Source organism: Methylobacterium aquaticum, assembly GCF_016804325.1.
GTDB classification, from domain to species: Bacteria; Pseudomonadota; Alphaproteobacteria; order Rhizobiales; family Beijerinckiaceae; genus Methylobacterium; species Methylobacterium aquaticum_C.
The window spans coordinates 4,819,371-4,838,497 of sequence record NZ_CP043627.1 but is presented as its reverse complement, the minus strand read 5'-3'; the positions used below and the strand labels follow the sequence as shown (position 1 = coordinate 4,838,497).

Below are 19,127 nucleotides of genomic sequence, written 5' to 3'. Positions count from 1 at the left end.
AATGTCCCCGCCCCTCCTCTCACCACTTGTAGCTCAGGCTCGCGGTGATGCGGCGCTGCTCGCCGTAGAAGCAGGCGGTGACCGACTGGCACGACGACACGAAGCGCTTGTCGGCGAGGTTGGCGGCGTTGATGGCGAAGCGCCAGTTGTCGCGGCTGTAATGCACCACCGCGTCGAACAGGGCGCGCTCTGGCACCGTCAGGGTGTTGTTCACGTCGGCGAAGGAGCGGCCGACATAGCGCACGCCCGCCCCGAAGCCGAACCCGGCCCAGTCGCCGGTCGGGATGGTGTAGTCGGCGAAGACCGAGGCCAGGGTCTCGGGGGTGTTGGTCGGGGTCCGGCCGATCGCGCCGACATCGCCCTTGGTGATCTCGAGGTTGTAGCTCGTGAACGACGCGACGACGTTGAAGTCCTTGGTGATGTTGGCCACCAGCTGCGCCTCGAAGCCGCGCGAGCGGGTCTCGCCGAGCTGGAGTTGGTTGAGCGGGTTGGTCGGGTCGGCGGTCAGGGTGTTGGCGAGCGCCAGGTCGAAGGCGGCGAGCGTCAGGAAGGCGTTCGCGCCCGGGATCTCGTACTTGACGCCAGCCTCGACCTGGTCGCCGGTCGTCGGCTTGAACGGCTGGCTGAAGAAGTTGGTGCCGACCTGCGGGTTGAAGAAGGTCGAATAGCTGACATACGGCGCCAGGCCGAAATCGAAATTGTAGATCAGCCCGTAGCGCTGGGTGTAGGCATTGGCCGATTGCCGCGTCTGCGTGCTGGCGAGACGGTTGTTGACCTCGTTCGAGGTGAAGTCGCCGCGGCCGGACACGACCAGGGTCAGTTCGGGGGTGAGCTTGACCTGATCCTGGAAATAGAGGCCGAGCTGCTGGAACACGTCGTAATTGACGAGATAGGGCGCGACCGGGACGCTCGGGCTGCCGTAATTCGGCGTGATGATGTTGAAGTTCGCGACCGGCGTGCCGGCAAAGCCCCCGGTGGCCTGGTTGTCATTGAGCTGGAAGTTCTTGTAGTCGAGGCCCATCAGGAATGTGTGCTTGAACAGGCCGTCGTCGAACCGGGCCACCGCCTGGTTGTCGACGTTGAACAGGCGCGCCCGCGATGCCGCACGGAAGCGGTAGCGGGCGATTTCCGTCTGGTTCGCGTCGGCATAGCCGAGCCCGCCCAGGAACGCGTCGTCGAGCGAGTCGCTGAAGGCGTAGCGCAGGTTCTGCCGGAAGGTCCAGGTGTCGTCAAAGACGTGCTCGAACTCGTAGCCGACGCTGGCCTGGGTGCGCCGGTAGGTGTTGTTGAACGGATCCGAGACGTTGTAGTTCTGGGGAATGCGCAGGCCGAGCACCGTCGGCCGCACCGTGCCGTAATAGGGCAGGAACGCATTGAGCCGGCCGGTATCGTCGTACTGGACGCTCGACAGCAGCGTGAAGGTGGTGGCGCCGTCCGGCCGGTAGGTGAAGGTCGGGGCGATGTAGCCGCGGTTCTCGTCTAGCCCGTCGACCTGGGTGCCGCCCTGCCGGCCGATGCCGGTCAGGCGGTAGAACCACTTGCCCTCCGCATCGGCCGGCCCGCCGAGATCGAAGGCGAGGTATTTCTGGCCGAACGAGCCGCCGCCGACCTCGACGTAGCGCAGGGGCTCCAGGGGCGGCTTCTTGCTGACCATGTTGATCAGGCCGCCGGGCCCGCCCTGGCCGAACAGAACCGCGGCCGGCCCGCGCAGCACGTCGATGCGTTCGAGGCCGAACGGATCGACCTTGTAGGCGGCGAAGCCGTAGTTGAAGAGCTGCAGGCCGTCCCGGTACAGGCCGGTATCGTTCGCCGTGAAGCCGCGGATCAGGAAGAAGTCGACCCGCGGATCGGGCCCGAACACGTTGCCGAAGACGCCGGCCGAGTAGCTGATCGCCTCGCCGACCTGCTGCGGCTTGAGGGCGTCGAGCTGCTCGCGCCCGATCACGGTGATCGATTGCGGCGTCTCGATCAGCGGGGTGTCGGTCTTGGTCGAGGTCAGGGTCCGCTTAGCGACGTAGCCCTCGATCGGGCCGCGCGGGTCCTCCTTCGCGCGGGCCGCGACGACGCCCGCCCCGGCCGGCGCACCGTTGCCCGCGACGTCGATCTGTTCGAGTTGGATCGAGCCGCCGGCCGCCGCACCCTGCCGGGGCGGCGTCGCCTCCTGCGCCCTCGCATCCGCGACGACGAGGCCGAGCAGGGAGACGCCGCCGGCGAGCGCGGCGACCAGGCGGCGAGAGGAAGTGGGGAGGCGGGGATGGGAACGCATGGCGTGACCTTCGGGCAACGGCTCGCCTGTCCCGGGGGCTGTGCGCCGCCCAGGCTGGTGCCGCTCTTTAGAATGATACTAAGTTGTTGCATTAGCTCGCTTTTTCCCTAACACGGCCCTTCGGGACGCGAACTCCGAATCGCAGATCGGGCTGTGGATGTCAGGGCTTGTGTCATCCGCGCAACGCCGTCGATCCATGCGAGGCGGCTCGTCCGGCGCGCCGATCATAATCCCGCTTCAAGGCCGTGAAAGATGTCGCGCGTCTTTCGCGGCGGGCGGCGTTCATGCCGGTCGCCCCGCACAGAGCAAGAAGCATTGAATGCGGCCGCCCGGGCCGTTAAGGAACGACTAGACGATCGGGTCCCCGACCGAACGCCGCGACGCAGGTCAGTCCGGTCGGTACCGCCAGAAGCAAACGGCCACTGAGACAATGATTAAAAAACTCGCTCGCAATTTGATGCGTCATCGCGGAGTCGCAGGACTCTTCGATGCCGAGTTCTATCTCAGGATGAACCCCGACGTCGCTGCTGGCGGGCACGATCCGTTCGAGCACTACATGGCGAGCGGATGGCGCGAAGGTCGTGATCCGTCATCGGATTTTTCGACCCTGTACTACAAAGACAAGTATCTTGACCCGGTGCAGCCCGCGGTCAATCCGCTCTTGCATTACTTCGAATTGTCGCCCGATCGGCGCCGGGCCACGTCGACCGGTGCGATGGCGGATTTCATTGAGATCCAGCGGGCGGTCATCGGCGACTACTTCGACGCGGAATTCTACATCCGAACCTATGGTCTGACGGCCGGTATCGACCCGCTGCAGCATTACCTGTCCGGCGGCTGGCGCCAGGGCTGCGAGCCGAACGCGGACTTCGTGGGGTCCGATCACGTCAACCGCAACCTGCACCTGCGCTACAGCGGCCTGCCCCCGTTCTACCATTACGTCTCGACCCACACCCTGCTCGGCCTGACCCAGCCGCTCGTGACGACCGCGGAGCGCAAGGCGGCGGAGGCGGCGGCGCGCGTGGATCGGCCGCCGCCGGAGATCGAAGCCCTCGTCGCGGCGATCGAACCGGAATTCGACGAGAACTACTACCTGTCGAGCTACACCGACGTCCGTGAAGCCGGGGCCGACGCCCTCCTCCATTATGCCCAATACGGCTGGAAGGAAGGACGCAATCCGTCGGAGCTGTTCTGGAGCGAGTATTATCTCGGTCGATACGGCAAGGTCGTGCCGGCGAACGTCAACCCGCTCTACCACTACGTCACCGAAGGGCGGGCGCTCGGGCTGAAGCCGAACCCGTACGGCAAGGGATTGTGGCCGGCGCCGACCGCGCCGACGCAGGCCGAGTGGGCGGCGGCGAGCCCAGCGACGGACCTGGCTTCCGCCGAGGTCGTCGTGGTGATCCCGGTCTACAAGGGCTACGAGGAGACGCTGCGCGCCGTCCACGCCGTGCTCGCGACCCCGCAGGCGAGCCGCTTCGCGCTCCTGGTGGTCAACGATTGCGGCCCGCTGCCCGAACTGAACGACGCGCTGGCCGCGCTCGCCGAGCAGGGCCTGTTCCTCTACGCCGTGAACGAGACGAATCTCGGCTTCGTCGCCTCGGTCAACAAGGCGCTCGCCCTGTGCGAGACGAAGGACGTGATCCTCCTCAACTCGGATGCGATTCCCTACGGCGACTGGCTCGACCGGATGCTGTGGCACGCCCGGGCCAATCCCGACGCCGCGACCATCACGCCGCTGTCGAACAACGCGACGATCTGCAGCTATCCGCAATTCGACTTCAACAACCGCATCCAGCTCGAGCTCTCCCTGCCGGAGCTGGACGCCAGCGCCAGCGCCAGCAACCACCGGCTCTCCTCGGAGATCCCGACCGGCGTCGGCTTCTGCTTCTACATGCGGCGCTCGATCATCGACGCGATCGGCACCTTCGACGCCGAGACCTTCGGGCGCGGCTACGGTGAGGAGAACGATTTCTGCCTGAGGGCACGGAAGGCGGGCTTCCGCAACCTGCTCGCCCACGACATCTTCGTGTATCATTCCGGTGGCGCCTCGTTCGACAATACCTTCAGCAAGAACATGGTGGAGATCGAGAAGCGCCTGCTCGGCAAGCATCCGGACTACACCTCCCAGGTGCTGAGCTACGTGGCGGCCGATCCCGCCCGGGAGGCCCGCATCCGCCTCGATCTCTACCGCCTGGCCAAGAATCTCGGGCCGAACACGGTCGTGTTCGTCACGCATAACCGGATCGGGGGCATCGTCACCCATATCCGCAGCCTGGCGGATCGCCTGGCGGAGGAGGGCCACGAGGTCGTGATCCTGAAGGCCGCGGGCGAGCAGAGCATCGAGATCGAGTGCCTGCCCGATTCGTCGCGGGCGATCCCGCTCTCCTCGTGCGGCGCGCTGCGGATCGACCGGCAGGGCCACCTCATCGCCGCGTTCCTGGACTGGCTCAAGCCCGTGCTCACGCACGTGCATTCCTTCGTCGGGCTCGACTGGGCGTCGACGGAAGGGATGATGGAGATCGTGCGGGCCGCGGGTCCCTACGCCTTCACGCTGCACGACTACGCCGCCGTCTGCCACCGCAACGACCTCGTCACGCCGCTCAACCGTTTCTGCGGCCTGCCGGATGTCGGCGAATGCCGCCGCTGCATCGCCATCGATCACGGCAGCCGCGCGGTGGCCGATCCGGCCGCCCGGCGCGAGACCTATGCGCGCTTCCTCGCCGGCGCCACCTCGGTGCTGTCGCCCTCGCAGGACATCGCCCAGCGCCTCGCCCCGCACCTGCCCGGCAGCCGGATCGTGGTCCGGCCGCACGAGGAAACGCTGGTCGCCCGTCCGCGCCGGGTCGTGATGCGCGCCGGGCGGATGATGAACTCGCATACCTCCCTGCGCATCGCCGCGCTCGGCGGCGTCGGACCGCACAAGGGATCGAACGTCCTGCACGATCTGGCCACCGACGCCCGCCTGCGCGAGTTGCCGATCGAGTACAAGGTGGTGGGCTACAGCAACTTTCCCGACCGCCTGGCGGCCCTGGGCGTGGTCGAGACCGGCCCCTATGCCAGCGACGAGGAGGCGATCGACCTGCTGCACGAGCTCGGCATCGATCTGGTGCTGATCAGCTCGATCTGGCCGGAAACCTATTGCTACACCCTGTCGGTCGCGCTCGCCGCCGGCGTGCCGCCGGTGGTGTTCGATCTCGGCGCTCCGGCCGAGCGCCTGCGGGCCCGCGGCGACGGCGTGATCCTCGATCCCGCCCTGGCCCAGGATGCGGGCGCCCTCAACGACCTGCTGCTCGACCTGTCGCTGCCGGACCTGTATGCGCGGCGCGGCCCCTACGAGCCGCTCGCCTATTCCGACCTCCTGCAGAGCTATTACGGCCTGGCCGGGGACCGCGCCGAGGCGCCGGCCCTGCGCTCGGCCTGAGCCGTCGTCGCGTCGCGGGTCACCGCGACGCGAACGTATCCCGGATCGCCTTCGCGTTGCGGCGAAGCATCGGGCGGAGCCAGGCGCCCGAGGCGATGTAGGCGCCGGGCCGGACCGGAGCGAGGGCGGCGGCGAGGTCCTGCGCCAGGCCGGGTTCGGCGAGACCGGACCCGTCGGACGCGTCGGCCTGCCGGTACACCGCCGTCGTATCCTCGCGCCGATAGGCGGGGTGCGGCACCAATCCGGCGCGGCGTGCGGCGCGGTCGAGGGTCTGGCGGACGAAGCCGTGGACATGGGCGAAGTGGAAACGCTCGTGCGGCGGCTTGCCCGTCGCCGCCATGTTGGGCACCGCGGCATAGAGCACGCCGCCCGGCGCGAGCCGGCCGGCCAGGCGGACCAGGGTGTCGACCGGGTCGCGCAGGTGCTCGAGCACGTGGTGGACCGTCACGACGTCGAAGGTCTCGTCGGGCGCGAGCGCGTCGAGCCGGTGGAGTACCCGCGCGCCGTGCTTGGCGCGGGCATAGGCCGCGTAGGACCGGCCGGGCTCGACCCCGGTCACCTCGCAGCCCCGCCCCCGTGCGGCGGCCAGGAACTCGCCCGAGCCGGCACCGAAATCCAGTACCCGGGTGCCGGGCCGTAGGGCGGGGCTCAGCAGCTCGGCGCGAAACGCCGCCTCGCGCCGGGAGCGGTTGAGGTGGTGGCGCGGCGGGCGCCGGCCGAGGGCGAACTGGTAGGCGGCGCGATAGGCCGAGGCGTAATAGGCGTCGAGCTCGGCTTCCGTCGGCATCGGGTCGGTGCGGATCAGCCCGCATCCGGTGCAGGCGACGGAGCGCAGGCGCTTCAGCCGCCGGTCGGTCTCGGCCACGGTCAGGGTCTCGGAGCCGCCGCAGAGATTGCACGCCATCGCCTCGCCCCGGTACGGGTAGCGGGTGAAGGGGACGGCATGCCGGACAAGGTGGAGCGTCGAGGACATCGGCGGCCTGTCTCTACGTGAAGCGGCGGCCGGCGGATTGCCGGCCCTCGATCCGCGGAAACGGACTAGGCCTTCCGGCCTCGTCCCGCGGAGCGCGTGCGCGGAGTAGCCCGAATGTTCGAATTGAGCCAGTTGCGCTGCTTCGTGGCGGTGGCCGAGGAGCTGCATTTCGGCCGCGCCGCCGAGCGGCTGCACCTGACCCAGCCGCCGGTGAGCCGGCAGATCCAGGTGCTCGAGCGCGTCCTCGACGTGGCCCTGCTCAACCGGAGCAGCCGCGCCGTGCGCCTGACCCCGGCCGGCCGCCGCTTCCTCACCGAGGCCCGGAAAATCCTTCGTCTGGCGGACGAGGCGGCGGCGACCACGCGGCGGGTGGCGGCGGGACAGGCCGGCAGCGTCACCCTGGGCTTTACGGCGGCGGCCGCCTACCGCACCCTGCCCGATCTGGTGCGGGCGGCGCGCACCCGTCTGCCGGAGGCCGACATCCTGCTGAAGGAGATGGTCAGCGCCGCCCAGGCCGAGGCGTTGGGCGCGCACGGCATCGATCTCGGCCTGATGCGCCCGCCCCTGCCGCCCGCCGCCGACGGGAGCTTGCGCATCGCCCGCGAGACCCTGGTGGCGGCGGTTCCCGACGACCATCCCCTGGCGGCGGGCGAGAGCGTGACGGCGCGAGACCTCGCGGCCGAGCCGCTGATCGCCTACGCGCCGGACGAGGCGCGCTACTTCCACGACCTCGTCGGCGACTATTTCGCGGAGGCCGGCCTGCGCCCCCGGGCGGTGCAGCACCTGGCGCAGATCCACACCATCCTGTCGCTGGTGCGCTCCGGGCTCGGGCTTGCCCTGGTGCCGGATTCGGCGGCCTCGTTGCGGGTCGCCGGCGTGACGCTCCGTCCCCTGGTGCCGGCACCGCGCCGGCCGGTGGACCTCTACCTCGTCTGGCGCCGCGGCAACGACAACCCGCTGATCCCGATCCTGGCCGAGCTTGCCGGCACCCTCGACGGATCGATGCCGGAATTGGATTGAACCATGCCGACATGGTGCTGGAACGGCATCATGGGCGGGGGTAGACCTCGCGAAACGCGGGGTCTGCCCCGAGCCCGAGACAAGGTTCACGCTCCGATGGCCACCGCGCTCTCGCCCGTCGACGTCGCCCGGCGCCTCGGCGCCGGCCTGCTCTCCTTCCGGTCACCCCCTTCACCGCCGATCTCGCCTTCGACGAGGCGCAGTACCGCAGCAACCTCGATTGGCTGTGCGGCTACGACGTCGCCGGCCTGTTCGCGGCCGGCGGCACCGGCGAGTTCTTCTCCCTCACCCCGGCCGAGGTCGCCCGCGTCGTCGGCGTCGCGGTGGCCGAGACCCATGGCCGGGTGCCGGTGCTGGCGGGTGCGGGCTACGGCACCGCCATCGCCTGCGAGATGGCCCGCGCGGCGGAACAGGCCGGCGCCGACGGCCTGCTTCTGCTGCCGCCCTACCTCGTCGGCTCGGAGCAGGACGGCCTCTCGGCCCATATCGAGGCGGTGTGCCGGTCGACCGGCCTCGGCGTGATCGTCTACAACCGCGACAACGCGGTGATCGGCCCCGACGCCCTGGCGCGGCTGTGCGACCGCCTGCCGAACCTCGTCGGCTACAAGGACGGCATCGGCGACATCGAGCTGATGACCCGGATCTATTCGCGGCTCGGCGACCGGCTGACCTATATCGGCGGGCTGCCCACCGCCGAGACCTTCGCCCTGCCCTATCTCGAGATGGGCGTGACGACCTATTCCTCGGCGGTGTTCAACTTCGTGCCGGGCTTCGCACTCGATTTCTACGCCGCCGTGCGCCGCCGCGACCGGGCGGCGGTGGCGCAGGGCCTGCGCGACTTCATCCTGCCGCTGATCGAGATCCGCAACCGCCGCAAGGGCTACGCCGTCTCGATCATCAAGGCCGGGATGCGGGTGGTCGGGCGCGATTCCGGCCCGGTGCGTCACCCGCTCACCGACCTCACCGCGGCCGAGCAGGCGGAACTGGCCGCCCTCGTCGCCCGCATCGATCGCGGGCAGGCGCTGGCGGCCGAGTAGGCCTTGACAGACAAGACCGGGCGGCGCCGTCGTCTTTCGTCGAAGAACCGGTCGCGACGCCGGCAGGACCGGGAGGGAGCCGATGCCGGACGAGATGCGGACGCCCGAGGGACGGGCCACCCCGGAGGCCGAACCTGCACGGCGGGGCGACGTCGCCCGCACCATCCGCCTGCACGAGAGCGACAACGTCGCCATCGTGGTCAACGCCTTCGGGCTGCCGGCCGGCACGGTCTTCCCCGACGGCCTCACCCTTCGGGAATTCGTGCCGCAGGGCCACAAGGTGGCGCTCCAGGACATCCCGGAGGGCGGGGAGATCCGCCGCTACGGCGAGGTGATCGGCACGGCGCTCGAGGCGCTGCCCCGCGGCGCCTGGGTCGAGGAATCGCGGGTGCGCACGCCGCTCGCGCCCGCCCTCGACCGGTTGCCGCTCGCCACCCGCGTGCCGGCCCCCCTGCCGCCGCTGGACGGCTACACCTTCGAGGGCTACCGCAATCCGGACGGCTCGGTCGGCACCCGCAACATCCTGGCGATCTCGACCAGCGTGCAATGCGTTGCCGGCACCCTCGAGGTGGCGATCCGGCGGATCAAGCGGGAGCTGCTGCCGCGCTTTCCCAACGTCGACGACGTGATCGGGCTCACCCACGCGTATGGCTGCGGCGTCGCCATCAACGCCCCGCAGGCGGTGATCCCGATCCGCACCCTCCAGAGCCTGGCGCAGAACCCGAATTTCGGCGGCGAGGTGATGGTGGTCGGCCTCGGCTGCGAGAAGCTGGTCTCCGAGCGGCTGCTGCCCGAGGGCCGGGCCGACGGCGTGGTGCGGCTCCAGGACGAGGCGCACCAGGGCTTCGGGATGATGCTCGACAGCATCATGGCGATGGCGGAAGCCCGGCTGACGGTGCTCGACCGGCGCACCCGCGAGACCTGCCCGGCCGCCGATCTCGTGGTCGGGCTGCAATGCGGCGGCAGCGACGCCTTCTCGGGCGTCACCGCCAACCCGGCCCTCGGCTTTGCCGCCGATCTCCTGGTGCGGGCCGGCGGCACGGTGATGTTCTCGGAAGTGACCGAGGTGCGGGACGCGATCCACCTCCTTACGACCCGGGCCGAGACCGAGGAGGTGGCCCGCGCGCTCGTCCGGGAGATGGCCTGGTACGACGACTACCTCGCGCAAGGCGGAGCCGACCGCAGCGCCAATCCGTCCCCCGGCAACAAGAAGGGCGGGCTCAACAACATCGTCGAGAAGGCGCTGGGCTCGGTGGCGAAATCCGGCACCAGCGCGATCCGCGGCGTGCTCGCGCCGGGCGAGCGGGTGCGCCAGAAGGGCCTGATCTTCGCGGCCACCCCGGCGAGCGACTTCGTCTGCGGCACGCTGCAACTGGCCTCCGGCATCACCCTCCAGGTCTTCTCGACCGGGCGCGGCACGCCCTACGGGCTCGCCGAGGCGCCGGTGATCAAGGTCGCGACCCGCACCGAGCTCAGCCGGCGCTGGTCCGACCTGATCGACCTCGATGCGGGCAGGATCGCGACCGGCGAGGCGACGATCGAGGAGACCGGCTGGGAGCTGTTCCACCTGATCCTCGACGTGGCGAGCGGGCGCAAGAAGCCGTGGTCGGACCATTGGGGGCTCTACAACGACCTGACCTTGTTCAACCCGGCGCCGATCACCTGAGAGCCCAGCTCGCCCGACCGATGGAGGCGAATTCCCCCTCGCCGGTCCGGGCTCCGCCTTCGCGGCCCCGGAACGCCGACGCGGCTGCCGAACCGGCCATGCGCCTCGATCGACGATCGGCGAGGACGAACCGCCGCGCGATCAGCGTGCCACCACCACCGCGACCTCCGCCCCCTCCTCCACCGCCCAGGCGAACCGCGCCCCGTCCGGCAGCACCCGAGACGCCGCCCGCAGCGACAGCCCTGCCCGCGCCAGGCGCCAGCCCGCGCCGTCGGGGATCGGCCGGACGGAGCAGGGCTCGGCGACCAGGCCCTCGCCGGTCGCCTTCAGGCAGGCTTCCTTGACCGACCAGAGTTCCAGGGCCCGGCGCGGCCGCGCGCCCGCCGGCAGGCCGCGGTATTCGGCGAGCTCGGCCGGGTGCAGGAAGACCGGCGCGACGCGATCCCAATCCACCGGCCGGGCGGTGCCCTCGACGTCGACGCCGATCCGGCCCGACAGCGACAGCCCGACCGCGACCCAGCCGCCCCCATGGCTGAGATTCAGGTCCAGGCCCGGCATGCCGGGCAGGAACGGCCGGTCGCCGGCATCGCGCGCGAGGACGATTTCTTCTGGGCCACGGCCGAGCCAGGGGCCGAGCAGGTGGCGCAGCAGCCCGTGCGCGGCCGCCCGCTCGTGACGGTCCCGCGGCTGCCGGAAGCGGGCGATGCGCGCGGCTTCGTCCGGCGGCAGATCCAGGCGCCTCGCCGGCAGGGCCGCCACCGTATCGGCCGGTGCCGCCACCGCCAGGGCGCCGCCGGCGAACCTGAGTTCAGAGAGATCCGTCACGTCGCCGCTCCGCCCGTCACGCCCTAAAGCACGGGCGGGAGGGTCGCGTCACGCCTCCTGCAGGTCGTACAGGGCGGCGAGTTCGGCCTCGTCCAGGGTGACGCCGCGGGGCGCGAGCTGCTCGGCGAGCCGGCGCGACGCGAAGGCGATGAAGCTGCGGGTCTTGGCCGGCACGAGCCGCGAGGTCGTGACGATGTAGACCGGGTTCGGCGGGCTGCGCCACTCGGGCAGGACCCGCTCCAGGCGGCCCGCCTCCACGTCCTGTTCGACGTCGATGACCTGGAGAAGGCCGATCCCGTGCCCCGACGTGGCGAGGCGCCGGGCCATGCCCTGGCTGTTGCTGGAGACCGTGCGGGCGACCGAGGTCGAGACCGCCTCGTCGTCGCGCTCCAGCGACCAGATCCCCGGCGACGCGCTGCCCGATGCCGAGGGGGCCACCATGACCGCCTGGTGCCGCTCGAGATCGGCCGGGGTCTCGGGCCGGCCGGCCCGGTCGAGGTAGTCGGGCGCCGCGAACAGGCCGGTCTCCAGCTGCGCCACCTTGCGGGTGATCATCGAGGTTTCCCGCGGGGCGCCGACGGAGAGCGCCAGGTCGTAGCCCTCCTGGGCGAGGTCGACGAGATGCGGCCAGAGATCGAGATGCACCCGCACCTCGGCGTAGCGGAGCGCGTAATCGCCCGCCACGACCGACAGATGGTTCAGGACCCACGGATCGGGCGGCGCCGCGATCTTGAGGAGGCCGATCGGGCCCTTGGCCTGGGCGATCAGCTCGTCGAAGGTCCGCTGCGCTTCCTCCACCAGGCGGGTCGCCTGCTCGTAATAGACCTCGCCATGGGGGGTCAGCACGATCTTGCGGGTGGTCCGGTCCAGCAGGCGCAGGCCGATCGAGGTCTCGAACTGGGTGATGCGGCGGGAGAGGGACGAGATCGGCACGTCGAGCGCCACAGCGGCCTGGCTGAAGCTCTTCCGCTTCGCAACCTCGACGAAGAGCGCCATGTCGCGAAGGACTTGCGGGTGGGCCAAGCGGGAACCTCCGGGCGGCGGATGGGAGCGCGCGACGGCGCCTCCCGAGGCTGACCCTCTAGATAATAATCTGCAACTCTAGATAAGGGAACTCCATGCCGCCCTTGCGTCAGCCCCGCAGCGACAATCATTTTTGCGGCCCTCGCTCTCCTACGCGCGTGGGCCGGCGGGGCTTCGAGCGCCGCATCTCAACTCGAACATGCACAACCGGATATACAACCTGTGCCGCGGCCGCGGCTCCGGCCCGGTTGACGTCAGCCGGCTTCGCGGGGCAACACCGCGGCGCCGATGCGGACGACGAGGCGTCGGCGGACCGGAGCCCTGCATGTCTCACCCCGTCTCGCCGCTCGCGCCCAAGCACCAGCCCGCCCTGCCGCCGATCCCCGGCGTGCGCCTCGCCACTGCGCAGGCCGGCATCCGCTATCGCGGCCGCACCGACGTGCTGCTGGTCCTGCTCGATCCGGGCACCCGGGCGGCCGGCGTCTTCACCCGCTCGAAATGCCCCTCCGCCGCCGTCGACTGGTGCCGCGAGACCCTGCGGGCGGGGCAATCGGCGCGGGCGCTGGTGGTCAATTCCGGCAACGCCAACGCCTTCACCGGCCTCAAGGGCCGCGAATCGGTGCGCCTCACCGCCGAGATCGCCGGCAAGGCCGCGGATTGCGCGCCGGCCGAGGTCTTCATCGCCTCGACCGGGGTGATCGGCGAGCCTCTCGACGCCACGAAGTTCGACGGCGTGCTCGCCGACTGCGCCGGCCGCACCGGCCCGGATGCGGAGCGGTGGACCGAAGCCGCCAGCGCCATCATGACGACCGATACCTTCCCGAAGCTCGCCACCCGCCGGGTGCGGCTCGGCGGGGCAGACGTGACGATCAACGGCATCGCCAAGGGCGCCGGCATGATCGCCCCCGACATGGCGACGATGCTCTCCTTCGTGTTCACCGATGCCGACCTGCCGGCCGAGGTGCTGCAGGCGCTGCTCAGCCGCGGCGTCGCCCGGAGCTTCAACTGCTGCACGGTCGACGGCGACACCTCGACCTCCGACACCCTGATGCTGTTTGCCACCGCCAAGGCCGGCAACGCTCCCGTCACGTCGGCCGAGGATCCGGCCCTGGCCGCGTTCGCGCAGGCGCTCGACGAGCTGCTGGTCGAGCTCGCCCAGCTGGTGGCCCGCGACGGCGAGGGCGCGCGCAAGTTCGTCACCGTCGAGGTCGGGGGCGCGACCGACGACGCCTCGGCCCACCGGATCGCGATGTCGATCGCCAACTCCCCGCTGGTGAAGACCGCGGTGGCGGGCGAGGACGCCAATTGGGGCCGGGTGGTGATGGCGGTCGGCAAGGCCGGCGAGCCCGCCGACCGCGACCGCCTGGCGATCTGGTTCGGCGACGTGCGCGTCGCCGTCGAGGGCGCCCGCGATCCCGGCTACGACGAGGAGGCGGCCTCCGCGGCGATGCGCGGCGACGAGGTCCGGATTGGGGTCGATCTCGGTCTGGGCGCCGGCACCGCCCGGGTCTGGACCTGCGATCTCACCAAGGCCTATGTCGAGATCAACGGGGATTACCGCTCGTGAGGGCCGCCGCGGCGTTCCTCGTCGGCACGCTCCTGGCGGGGCCCGCTCTCGCCGAGGACGCGGCGCCCGGCCGGATCAGCGTCATTGGCCGGGCGAGCCGCGAGGTGGCCCCGGACTTCGCTACGGTGGAGGTCGCGGTGGAGAGCCGCGGCCCGAGCCCGGCGGCGGCCCTCGACCAGAACTCGGCCGCCGCCCGCAAGGTGGTGGAGCTTGCCGGCGAGTTCGGCATCTCCGGCCCCGACCTCGCCACGGCGGCGGTGTCCTTACGCCCGGCCAGCAAGACGGTGCGCGATCCCGGCGGCCAGGTGCGGGACGTGCCCGACGGTTACCAGGCGACCAACTCCGTCTCGGTGCGGGTGCGCGACCTCAAGCGCCTCGGCGCCCTGATGCGCCGCCTGCTCGACGGCGGGGCCGACCGGATCGGCGGCGTCGCCTTCGGTCTGTCGGAGCCGGGCCGGACCGAGGACACCGTCCGGGCCGAGGCGGTGCGGGATGCGCAGCGACAGGCCGAGATCCTGGCGGAGGCGGCGGGCACCCGCCTCGGCCGTCTCGACAGCATCGTCTCGCCGCCGCGGGCCGGCGCGCCGGCTCCGATGCTGGCCCGCGCCTACGCCGCCAAGGGCGCGCCCGGCGGCCTCGCCGTCCCGGTCGAACCCGGCACCCTCACGGTCGAGGCCGCCGTCGAGGTCACGTATCGGGTTGCGCCCTGACGGGCGCGACCTTCCCTCAAGCGAGCCGCCCGGATACCCGAGGACCTCATGGCAGATCCCCTCAAGCTCCTCCTCGTGGTGGCGGTGGCCCTCGTCGATCCGGACGGGCGCGTGCTCCTGGCGCAGCGCCCGCCCGGCAAGCAGCTCGCGGGGTTGTGGGAATTCCCGGGCGGCAAGATCGAGCCCGGGGAACGCCCGGAGGAGACGCTGATCCGCGAGCTGGCGGAAGAACTCGGCATCACCGTGAAGGCGGACTGCCTCGCGCCCCTGAGCTTCGCCAGCCACGCTTACGAGACCTTCCACCTCCTGATGCCGCTCTACGTCTGCCGGCGCTGGGAGGGCTTCGTGCAGTCGCGGGAGGGGCAGGCGCTCAAATGGGTGCGTCCGCGCGACCTCGCGAGCTACCCGATGCCGCCCGCGGACCTGCCGCTGCTGCCCGCGATCGTCGACCTGCTGGGGCCGTGAGAGAGGGTCTGTCTCCTCACCCGAACCGAAACCCTCCGGGTCATCCCGGGGCCGCGCAGCGGAACCCGGGATCCATAACCGCCGACGTTTCAGGATGAAGCGGAACGCTGGCCGCCCTTTCCTCTCCTGTCAGCGGTTATGGATCCCGGGTTCTCGCCTTCGGCGAGCCCCGGGATGACGCGGAGATTTGCATCGACGGGATTTTTGAACAACCGGACAGATCGACGGCCGCCGATTACTCTGTGAACTCCTCGATCGCGTCGACCTTGCTCGGGTAGAAGGCCAGGTGACCGGCAATCGCCGCCACCGCCGGGAACGGCGCCTCGTAGCTCCAGACCGCATTCGCCCGCTCGACCCCGCCGGCAGTGAGCGAATAGTAGCTCGCATCGCCCTTGTGCGGGCAATGGGTGCGGTGCTCGGTCCGCTCGAAGAGGTCCATCGCGGCATCCTCGCGCGGGATGTACTGCACCGGCGCCATGCCGCCCTCGCGCAAGGTGATCGCCCGGGTGCTCTCGGCGACGATCGTCCCGCCGAGCATCACCCGGATGCGGTGCGGGTTCGGGGTGATCGTGATCGGATGATCCGTCATGACGGCTCCTTGCGTTCGACGGTGCCGAGGGCGTCGGCCAGCCGCGCCTGGGCGCTGCCCGGCCGCAGCGGCTTCTGCTGGCTCTCGTGCGGCACCCAGCCCGACAGCCAGATCAGCTCGAAGGTCGCCCGCAGGCGCCCATCCGCGTCGGCGAAGCGCTCGGCATAGAGGCCGGCCGCCCGCATCAGGGTCTCGCGCCGCAAGGTCCCGCGGCGTTCCCGCAAGGCGTTGGAGAGCCCCATGGCGCGCAGGTCGCGCATCAGCCCGAACGGGTCGCCGTAGCGCACCGTGACGGTCTCGACATCGGTGACCGGCAGGGCGAAGCCGGCGCGCTGGAGCAGGCCGCCGAGGTCGCGCACCTCCGCGAAGGGCGCGACCCGCGGGCTCACTCCCCCCTCGATCTCGCTCTCGGCCTGGGTCAGCACCTGGCGCAGCTCCGTCAGGGTGCGCCCGCCGAGCAGGCAGCCAACGAACAGCCCGTCGGGCTTCAGCGCCCGGCGGACCTGCACCAGGGCGCCCGGGAGGTCGTTGGCGTGCTGGAGCGCCAGCAGCGACACCGCGAGGTCGAAGCGCCGATCCGCGAAGGGCAAGGCCTCCGGATCACCGACCGCGACCGAAACGCCGGGGCTGCCCGGCTCGGCCACGGGGGCGAGCCGCGTGACGGCCCCGGCCCGGCCGCTCCGCGCGAGCCAGGTCGCCGCCGCCGGCACCGGGGTCCCGAGGTCGAGGGCGTGGGGAAACTCCCGCAGCACCGCATCGAGGCGGTCCGACAGGTCGTCGACCGCCCGCGCGACCAGGAAATCGGCGAAGCCGGTGCGGCGGGCGCGCGCGAGGCGCTTGCGGATCAGGGCGGAGTCGAACAGGAGCGGCGAGGACATCGCCCGCTAGATGGCGCGCCCGCGCGCCCGGCGCCAGGGCCTCACGCCATGCGGGGACCCGAAACGCCGATCGAGCGACCGAATCCTCCCCCGCGACGATCGCAGCCTACCGAATCGTTCAGCAAATCGGGTTAAGGATGGGCCCGTGACCCGCACGCTCCTCCTCCTCGCGTCCCTCGCCCTCGCCGTCCCGGCGCTGGCCGCCCCCACGGCGCCCGCGCCCGCCGCCCGTGCGGCCGAGAGCAAGGAGGAGACGGTCGAGCAGGCCCTGTGCCGGCTGATCGAGGGCGCCGCACAATCCAAGGGGCTGCCCGTCGCCTTCCTCACCCGGCTGATCTGGCGCGAGAGCAGCTTCCGGCCCAGCGCCGTGAGCCGCGCCGGGGCGCAGGGCGTGGCGCAGTTCATGCCCGGCACGGCGCAGGAGCGGGGCCTCGTCGATCCGTTCGACCCCGAACAGGCGATCCCGGCGGCGGCGCGGTTCCTGATCGACCTGCGCGGCCGTTTCGGCAATCTCGGCCTCGCGGCGGCGGCCTATAACGGCGGGCCCGGCCGCGTCTCGGCTTGGCTGTCGGGCACCGGCGGCCTGCCGGCGGAGACCCGCGCCTACGTCGCGGCGATCACCGGGCGCAGCGCCGAGGATTGGGCCGCCGCCGCCAAGGCGGAGCCGAAGAGCGACCTGAGCGAGCCCGAGGGCACCCGCTGCCTGCAGGTCACGGCCGCCCTGCGCATCCGCGGCCGCACCGACACCTTCTTCGCCGAGACCGCCGCGGCGCTCGCCCCCTGGGGCGTCCAGCTCGCCGGCAATTTCTCGAAGTCGATCGCGCTCGCGAGTTTCGGCCGGGCCCGCGACCGCTACAGCGCGATCCTCGGCGACGTGCGCCCGATGGTCATCGGCACGCGGCTGCGCCACCGCGGCACGCGGGCCTTCTACCGCATCCGCGTGCCCTCCGAGACCCGCGCCAGCGCCGAGGCCCTGTGCAGCCGCATCCGCGGCGTCGGCGGCGCCTGCATCGTGCTGAAAACCTGAGGTTGGCGCAAGGTCACCCAAATGGGTGATGACAGGCGGGGATCGCCCCTGTTTCGTTCGTTTGGCGACATCCGTCGCAGGGTGGGCGAACAGGGAGGGAAGCCGCATGAAGTTCGGCGATGGCGTGCCCCGGTGGGCGCGGAGGCGGGTCGAGCGGCATCTGGCCCGGCACGGCGACGGCAGGATCGTCCGCTGGATGTCCTTCGCGGCGGGATCCCACCGCATCCGGCCCGAGGCGGAGCTGCCGGCGACCGCCGGAAACGTCCTGCCCTTCGTTCGCCGGGTTCCGGCACCGGACTTGGGCCTCGTCGCCCCGCCGCTCGACGCGACGGGGTCGTGATCGACACCTGGAGTTTCAGCCAGGTCCGGTGCCCGATGGCACCGGCTCCTCTCACCCGTGGCTCTGGCCGATGTCGTCCAGCAAGGCGGTGAACCACGGCGTCGACGGATCGAAGGTCTTGCCGCCGCGGATGCGCGGGAACTCGATCGCCCGCAGGCGGCCGCCCTGGTCCTCGTCGTGGCCGATCACGCCCGAGACGCCCTTCAGGCCGCACTCGACCGCGAGGTCGACCATGCCCTGGATCAGCCGCAGGTCGTCGGCATTCGGCGCGGCCGAACGGCAGAAATGGCCGGATTTCAGCACCAGGCTCTTCTCCGCCCCGATCATCGGCGCGAAGCGGTCGGCGAACCACTTGCCGACATTGACCATGTCGATCTTGACGTGGCCGAACGGGTCCCGGCCCAGCACTTCGCCGCGCGCCTCGATCTCGGCCACGATCTCGTCCAGGCCGGCCCCCTCGCTGAGGAAGACCGTGACGCAGTCCTTGGCATCGAGCCGCGCCCGCAGCCGCTCGGCCTCGCGTGCGATGTCGAAGGGCAGTTCCGGCAGGTAGACCGCATCCACCTCCTTGTGCGCCCGGTCGAGACCGAATTCCGGCAGGAAGGCGGTCCGGTCCAGGCGCTCGCGATAGGCCTTGGCCGTCGCGGCGGTGAGCCAGCCGCATTTGCGGCCCATGATCTCGTGGACGATCAGCATGCGCGGGTTGGCGCTCTGCTCGTTGACGATGTTCTCGGCGAAGATCGCCCCCTGCTCCGCCGCGCTCCAGGCGCCCAGGGTCTGGCGGATCGGCACCACGTCGTTGTCGATGGTCTTCGGCAGCCCGACCACGGTCAGGTGGTAGCCGTTCGCCTCGAGATAGGCCGCGAGATCGGCCGCCGTGGTGTTGGTGTCGTCGCCGCCGATCGTGTGCAGCACCGTGACCCGGTCGCGGGCGAGCTGCTCGGCCGCGACCTTCAGGGGATCCTGCCCCTCCTGGACGAGGCCGCGCTTCACGCAATCCTTGACGTTGGTGAGCTTGATCCGGCTGTTGCCGAGCGGCGAGCCGCCGTGGCGCAGGAGGATGTCGGCCTTCGCCCGCACCTCCGGGGTGACGGTGAGGGAATCGCCGAGGAGCACGCCCTTGTAGCCGCTGCGGTAGCCGATGATCTCGGCCTCCGGCGCGAGGTCGGTGTAGCGGGCGATCAGCCCGCCCACCGCCGCGGACAGGCAGGGGGCGAGGCCGCCGGCGGTGAGCATGGCGATCTTCTGCGTGGGCATGATGGGCTCCGCGTTGCGCGATCGGGCCCATCCGTGGGGCCCGCCTGGCGCCGAGGGGGC

15 protein-coding genes and 1 pseudogene are annotated in these 19,127 nt (G+C 71.0%); 9 read left to right on the top strand and 7 right to left on the bottom strand.

Annotation, left to right across the window (positions count from 1 at the left end; translation table 11 throughout):
• Nucleotides 1-19: 19 nt before the first annotated feature.
• Nucleotides 20-2,266 carry a TonB-dependent siderophore receptor gene (locus F1D61_RS22065; protein ID WP_203154262.1) on the bottom strand — a complete coding sequence of 749 codons (2,247 nt, stop codon included), beginning with the start codon at nucleotides 2,264-2,266 and terminating at the stop codon, nucleotides 20-22.
• A 508-nt stretch (nucleotides 2,267-2,774) separates the two neighbouring features.
• Here F1D61_RS22065 and F1D61_RS22060 point away from each other — a divergent pair.
• Entirely contained in the window at nucleotides 2,775-5,690 is a 2,916-nt protein-coding gene (locus tag F1D61_RS22060; RefSeq protein ID WP_203154260.1) for a glycosyltransferase, read from the top strand.
• Between the two features lie 19 nt (nucleotides 5,691-5,709).
• Here F1D61_RS22060 and F1D61_RS22055 read toward each other — a convergent pair whose 3' ends face one another.
• Nucleotides 5,710-6,663, bottom strand: a complete 954-nt coding sequence (locus F1D61_RS22055) for a class I SAM-dependent methyltransferase (protein WP_203154258.1) — start codon at nucleotides 6,661-6,663, stop codon at nucleotides 5,710-5,712.
• Nucleotides 6,664-6,777: 114 nt separating this feature from the next.
• On the opposite strand from F1D61_RS22055, the gene F1D61_RS22050 reads away from it, so the two are divergent.
• The 3 genes and pseudogenes from F1D61_RS22050 (at nucleotide 6,778) to garD (ending at nucleotide 10,386) form a co-directional block, all read left to right on the top strand.
• A complete protein-coding gene (locus F1D61_RS22050; protein ID WP_203154256.1) occupies nucleotides 6,778-7,683 on the top strand; it encodes a LysR family transcriptional regulator in 906 nt (301 codons plus the stop codon).
• A gap of 96 nt (nucleotides 7,684-7,779) precedes the next feature.
• Nucleotides 7,780-8,720 (top strand): annotated as a pseudogene (kdgD, locus tag F1D61_RS22045) (5-dehydro-4-deoxyglucarate dehydratase).
• Between the two features lie 82 nt (nucleotides 8,721-8,802).
• A complete protein-coding gene (gene garD / locus F1D61_RS22040) occupies nucleotides 8,803-10,386 on the top strand; it encodes a galactarate dehydratase (protein ID WP_432443162.1) in 1,584 nt (527 codons plus the stop codon).
• Between the two features lie 141 nt (nucleotides 10,387-10,527).
• On the opposite strand, the gene F1D61_RS22035 is transcribed toward garD, so the two are convergent.
• A complete protein-coding gene (locus F1D61_RS22035; protein WP_203154254.1) occupies nucleotides 10,528-11,211 on the bottom strand; it encodes a 4'-phosphopantetheinyl transferase family protein in 684 nt (227 codons plus the stop codon).
• 48 nt (nucleotides 11,212-11,259) lie between these two features.
• A complete protein-coding gene (locus F1D61_RS22030) occupies nucleotides 11,260-12,234 on the bottom strand; it encodes a LysR family transcriptional regulator (protein WP_203154252.1) in 975 nt (324 codons plus the stop codon).
• A gap of 325 nt (nucleotides 12,235-12,559) precedes the next feature.
• On the opposite strand from F1D61_RS22030, the gene argJ reads away from it, so the two are divergent.
• Genes argJ through F1D61_RS22015 form a run of 3 tightly spaced genes read left to right on the top strand, consistent with a single transcriptional unit; the run spans nucleotide 12,560 to nucleotide 14,976 of the window.
• Entirely contained in the window at nucleotides 12,560-13,801 is a 1,242-nt protein-coding gene (gene argJ / locus F1D61_RS22025) for a bifunctional glutamate N-acetyltransferase/amino-acid acetyltransferase ArgJ (RefSeq protein WP_203154250.1), read from the top strand.
• Nucleotides 13,798-14,511, top strand: a complete 714-nt coding sequence (locus F1D61_RS22020; protein WP_246775464.1) for an SIMPL domain-containing protein — start codon at nucleotides 13,798-13,800, stop codon at nucleotides 14,509-14,511. Before argJ ends, F1D61_RS22020 begins: the two co-directional genes overlap by 4 nt.
• A gap of 48 nt (nucleotides 14,512-14,559) precedes the next feature.
• Nucleotides 14,560-14,976 (top strand): (deoxy)nucleoside triphosphate pyrophosphohydrolase, encoded by a 417-nt coding sequence (locus F1D61_RS22015; RefSeq protein WP_203154247.1) that lies wholly within the window; start codon nucleotides 14,560-14,562, stop codon nucleotides 14,974-14,976.
• 235 nt (nucleotides 14,977-15,211) lie between these two features.
• On the opposite strand, the gene F1D61_RS22010 is transcribed toward F1D61_RS22015, so the two are convergent.
• Both F1D61_RS22010 and F1D61_RS22005 read right to left on the bottom strand, forming a co-directional pair.
• Complete coding sequence (locus F1D61_RS22010) at nucleotides 15,212-15,565, bottom strand: DUF427 domain-containing protein (protein ID WP_203154245.1); 354 nt, start codon at nucleotides 15,563-15,565, stop codon at nucleotides 15,212-15,214.
• Nucleotides 15,562-16,443: a methyltransferase domain-containing protein gene (locus F1D61_RS22005; protein ID WP_203154243.1), complete on the bottom strand. Its 882-nt coding sequence runs from the start codon at nucleotides 16,441-16,443 to the stop codon at nucleotides 15,562-15,564. The genes F1D61_RS22010 and F1D61_RS22005 overlap by 4 nt, the downstream gene beginning before the upstream one ends.
• A gap of 145 nt (nucleotides 16,444-16,588) precedes the next feature.
• Between F1D61_RS22005 and F1D61_RS22000 the strand changes: the two genes are divergently transcribed.
• Together F1D61_RS22000 and F1D61_RS21995 are read left to right on the top strand one after the other, a co-directional pair.
• Nucleotides 16,589-17,470, top strand: coding sequence for a lytic transglycosylase domain-containing protein (locus F1D61_RS22000; RefSeq protein WP_246775463.1), 882 nt, complete (start codon nucleotides 16,589-16,591; stop codon nucleotides 17,468-17,470).
• Nucleotides 17,471-17,576: 106 nt separating this feature from the next.
• Nucleotides 17,577-17,810 carry a hypothetical protein gene (locus F1D61_RS21995; RefSeq protein WP_203154239.1) on the top strand — a complete coding sequence of 78 codons (234 nt, stop codon included), beginning with the start codon at nucleotides 17,577-17,579 and terminating at the stop codon, nucleotides 17,808-17,810.
• 51 nt (nucleotides 17,811-17,861) lie between these two features.
• Here the strand turns inward: F1D61_RS21995 and F1D61_RS21990 are convergent, their stop codons facing one another.
• Nucleotides 17,862-19,067, bottom strand: coding sequence for a pyrophosphate--fructose-6-phosphate 1-phosphotransferase (locus F1D61_RS21990; RefSeq protein ID WP_203154237.1), 1,206 nt, complete (start codon nucleotides 19,065-19,067; stop codon nucleotides 17,862-17,864).
• Between the last annotated feature and the right edge of the window lie 60 nt (nucleotides 19,068-19,127).